This is a genomic window from Streptomyces adustus, assembly GCF_009377175.1.
GTDB classification, from domain to species: domain Bacteria; phylum Actinomycetota; class Actinomycetes; order Streptomycetales; family Streptomycetaceae; genus Streptomyces; species Streptomyces adustus.
On record NZ_VJZD01000438.1, the window covers coordinates 1 to 3,924 of the forward strand.

A 3,924-nucleotide genomic window follows, 5' to 3' on the forward strand; every position below is an offset into this window, starting at 1 on the left:
CCACCGCACCCACCCTTCCCACGCGGCCCGGCAAACCCCGTGCCCCGCACCGGCCCACCAGGGACAATGACCCGGTGCGGTACAGAATCCTGGGTGTCACCGAGGCGGCGGACGACCACGGCGGTGCCGTACCCCTGGGCGGCCCCCGCCTGCGGGCCCTGCTCACCGCCCTCGCCCTGCGACCGGGACGCGTCACCCTTCCCGAGACCCTCATCGACGAGGTCTGGACGGACGACCCGCCCCAGGACGCGCCCGCCGCGCTCCAGGCCCTGATCGGCCGGCTGCGCCGGGCGCTCGGCCGGGACGCCGTCACCTCGGAACCCGGCGGCTACCGGCTCGCCGTACCCGAGAGCGACGTGGACGTCTTCGTCTTCGAGCGGCTCGTACGGGACGGCACCGACGCCCTGGCCCGCGACGACGCCCCCGGCGCCGTCCGCGCCCTGGACGAGGCCCTCGCCCTGTGGCGCGGCCCCGCCCTCGCCGACCTCCCCGACCGCGCCGCCGCGACCCGCCCCGAAGCCCTGCGCCTGGAGGCGACCAGGGCCCGAGCCGAGGCGAGCCTGCGGCTCGGCCGCGCCCACGAGGTCGTACCGGAACTGAAGGAACTGACCGCGGCGCACCCGTACGACGAAGCCCTGCACGCCCTCCTGGTGCACGCCCTGCGCGACACCGGCCGCGCCGCCGACGCCCTCGCCGCGTACGAGCACGCCCGCCGCGCCCTGGCCGACGGCCTCGGCACCGATCCCGGACCGCGACTGCGGGCCCTGCACGACGAACTGCTGAACCCGGCGCTCCCGGCAGCGGACGACGCGCGGCCGGAATCCGCGCCAGGACCGGCTCGCCGCACCGGCAACCTCCGGCCCCGGCTGACGAGTTTCGTCGGCCGGGAACCCGAACTCGCCGCGATCCGTTCCGATATGCACAGGGCCCGTCTCGTCACCCTCACCGGACCGGGCGGCTCGGGGAAGACCCGTCTCGCCGAGGAGGCCGCCGCCGGCCTGCCGGAGACGTGGCTGGTCGAACTGGCACCGCTCGACCGGCCGGAGGCGGTGCCGGGCGCGGTGGTCAGCGCCCTCGGTCTGCGCGAGACCGTGCTCATGACCAACGAACTGGCGGCCCCGCAGGACGATCCCGTCGCGCTGCTGGTGGAGCACTGCGCCCCGCGCAGCCAGCTCCTGATCCTCGACAACTGCGAACACGTCATCGACGCGGCCGCCGTCCTCGCGGAGACGCTGCTGACCCGCTGCCCGGGACTCACGATCCTCGCCACCAGCCGTGAACCCCTGGGAGTCCCCGGCGAGTCCGTGCGGCCGGTCGAGCCCCTCGTCCCCGAGCAGGCACACCGCCTCTTCACGGATCGCGCCGCCGCCGTCCGTCCCGACGCCGCCGTCGTACTCCGTGACACGCGGGCCGTGGCGGAGATCTGCCGCCGGCTGGACGGGCTGCCGCTCGCGATCGAGCTGGCCGCGGCCCGGCTGCGGCTGCTCACCCCCCGGCAGATCGCCGACCGCCTCGACGACCGCTTCCGCCTCCTCACCTCCGGAAGCCGTACGGTCCTGCCCCGCCAGCAGACCCTGCGGGCCGTCGTCGACTGGTCCTGGGACCTCCTCGACGAAGGCGAGCGGACCCTGCTGCGCGAGGTGTCCGTGTTCGCGGGCGGCTGGGACCTGGAGGCCGCGGAGGCCGTCTGCGGCGGGCCGGTCGCCGAACTCACCGGGGCGCTGGTCGACAAGTCCCTGGTCGTCGCCACCCCATGGCAGCGGGACGGCACCGCGGGCATGCGCTACCGCATGCTGGAGACCATCCACGAGTACGCCACCGAACGCGCCGCCGAGGTACCCGGACTGCGCGCCGCAGCCGAGCGCGCCCACCGGACCTGGGCGCGCGAACTGGCGGAGCGGGCCGAACCGCTGCTGCGCTCCGCCGAGCAACTCGTCTGGATCTCCCGGCTGGAGGCCGAGCTCGACAACATCCGCACCGCGCTGGACCGGTCCCTGGCCGCCGCCGACGAGTCCGAGGCGGGAGCCCTCGCCCTCGCCATGGGCTGGTTCTGGTGGCTGCGCAACTACCGCCACGAGGCCACGGGATACCTGGACCGAGTCCTGCGCCTGGGCGCCGTCCTGGACACCGCCGACGGTGCGCCGGCCGGCCTGCCCCCGCTCGACTCCGTCGACCCGGTCGAGGTCTACCTCTCCTCCCCGGACGGGGAGGAACACCACCCGCTGCGGGCGCTGCGGATGGACGTCCGGATGCTGCACCTCTTCCTGACGATCGAGTCCGAACCGGCGCAGCTGCCGCGGGACGAGCGGTTCGCGCGGTACGTCACCCGGGTGCAGGACGTCTTCAGGGCGGGCGGTCCCGCGTCGGCCCGGATGCCGGGCCTCGTCTGGCCGATCACGACGTACGCCCTGTCCGGTCCGGCCGACGTCCGCTCCGCCATGGACCAGGCGGTCGCCAACGCGCGTGTTCACGGCGGCGACTGGGAGATCGGGGTCGCGCTGATGTCCCGTACGCACCTCGTCGTCGACACCCCGGGCAACCTGCGGGGCGTCGACGGCGACGTGGCGGAGCTGCGGACGCTCAGCCGACGGGTCGGCGACCGCTGGATGCGGGCCCAGGTGTGCAGCGTGGCCGGCGAGGCGGCGATGGTGCGCGGCCGGTTCGAGGAGGCCAGGGGCGAGTACGAGGAGGCGCTGCGGCTCGCCCGCGAGGTCGGCGCGTACGCCGAGTCGCCGTTCCTCGTCGCGCGGCTCGCGGAGATCTCCTACCGCTCCGGAGACCGGCCGGGTGCCCTGGCCGGCCTGGACGAGGCCACCGAGACGGCCGACCGGTACGGGGTGTCCGACTCCCGCGCCTACGTCCTGTTGCTGCGGGCTCTGCTCAGCCTGACCGACGGGGACTTCGCACGCGCCCGCGAGCTGTGCGACGCGGCCCGCTCGGAGACGGGCCGGGCCACCCCGCCGCCGCAGTTCCTGGCGATGCTGGACGCGCTCGACGCCATGGTCACGGCCGATGAGCAGGGCCCGGAGCACGCCCTGCCGATGCTCGCCGACACCCTGCGCGCGGCCGTGGAGATGCGGTGTTCCGAGGTGATCCTGTCGGCGTTGGTGGATATGGCGTCGGACCTGCTGGCCCGGCTCGGCGACCACGCGCACGCGGTGCGGCTGCTGGCCGCGGCCGACCACTGGCGCGGCGGCCATCCCCGCCTCATGCCGGAACGCGCCGAGGCCGACCGGATCGAGGCGGCCGCCCGCGAGGCCCTGGGCGCGGGTGCGTACGACGCCGAGCGCATCCGGGGCGCCCGCCTCACCGTGTCCGACGTCCTGCGCGAACTCGGCTCACGAGTCCCGTGAGTTCTGCACCGCACCCGCCTACGAGCAGGTGAATTGCGACTCCGCCCAGTCGGCGGGCACCACGGAGCCCAGCGGCCCGCGCGGTTCCACCACCAGCCGTACGGTGTGGCGCCCCGAGAGGTCGACATGGACGGGCACGGCCGTCTCGCCGCCCCGGACCGTCCCGGACTTCCACAGGCGCACGCCGTCGGCGTGGACGGAGAAGCGGACCGCACCGAGACCCAGTGCCCTGTCGTCGACGCCGACCAGCGCGTCGTAGGCGGAGCAGGTGCGGTTGAGGTCGATGGTGACGGAGGAGCTGCCGTGCACGCTCACGCCGGTCGTGTACCGCTTGCCCGCGATCGACAGGCCGGAGCGCTGCCACACCCAACTGCTCTCGCCCAGCCGCATCTCCGGTGCGGTGCCGTCGCCACCGACGTCGTACGCCAGCTCGCTCCACCGGTACACGGTCGGAGTCGGCGGCGTCGGGGTCGGCGTGGGCGCCGGGGGCTGCTCCGGCTCCTGCTCCGGTCTCGTCGGAGCCGGCGCCGGCTCCGGAGTCGGGTCGGCCGGAGCAGCAGGGGTGGGGGTC

At 75.0% G+C, this 3,924-nt stretch carries 2 protein-coding genes; one reads left to right on the top strand and one right to left on the bottom strand.

The window, feature by feature from the left end:
• The first annotated feature begins 74 nt into the window (after positions 1-74).
• A complete protein-coding gene (locus FNH09_RS45125) occupies positions 75-3,353 on the top strand; it encodes a BTAD domain-containing putative transcriptional regulator (protein ID WP_162470077.1) in 3,279 nt (1,092 codons plus the stop codon).
• Between the two features lie 18 nt (positions 3,354-3,371).
• Here FNH09_RS45125 and FNH09_RS45130 read toward each other — a convergent pair.
• Positions 3,372-3,924 (bottom strand): NPCBM/NEW2 domain-containing protein (locus tag FNH09_RS45130; protein WP_202919892.1); only part of this gene is annotated, 553 nt, incomplete at its 5' end.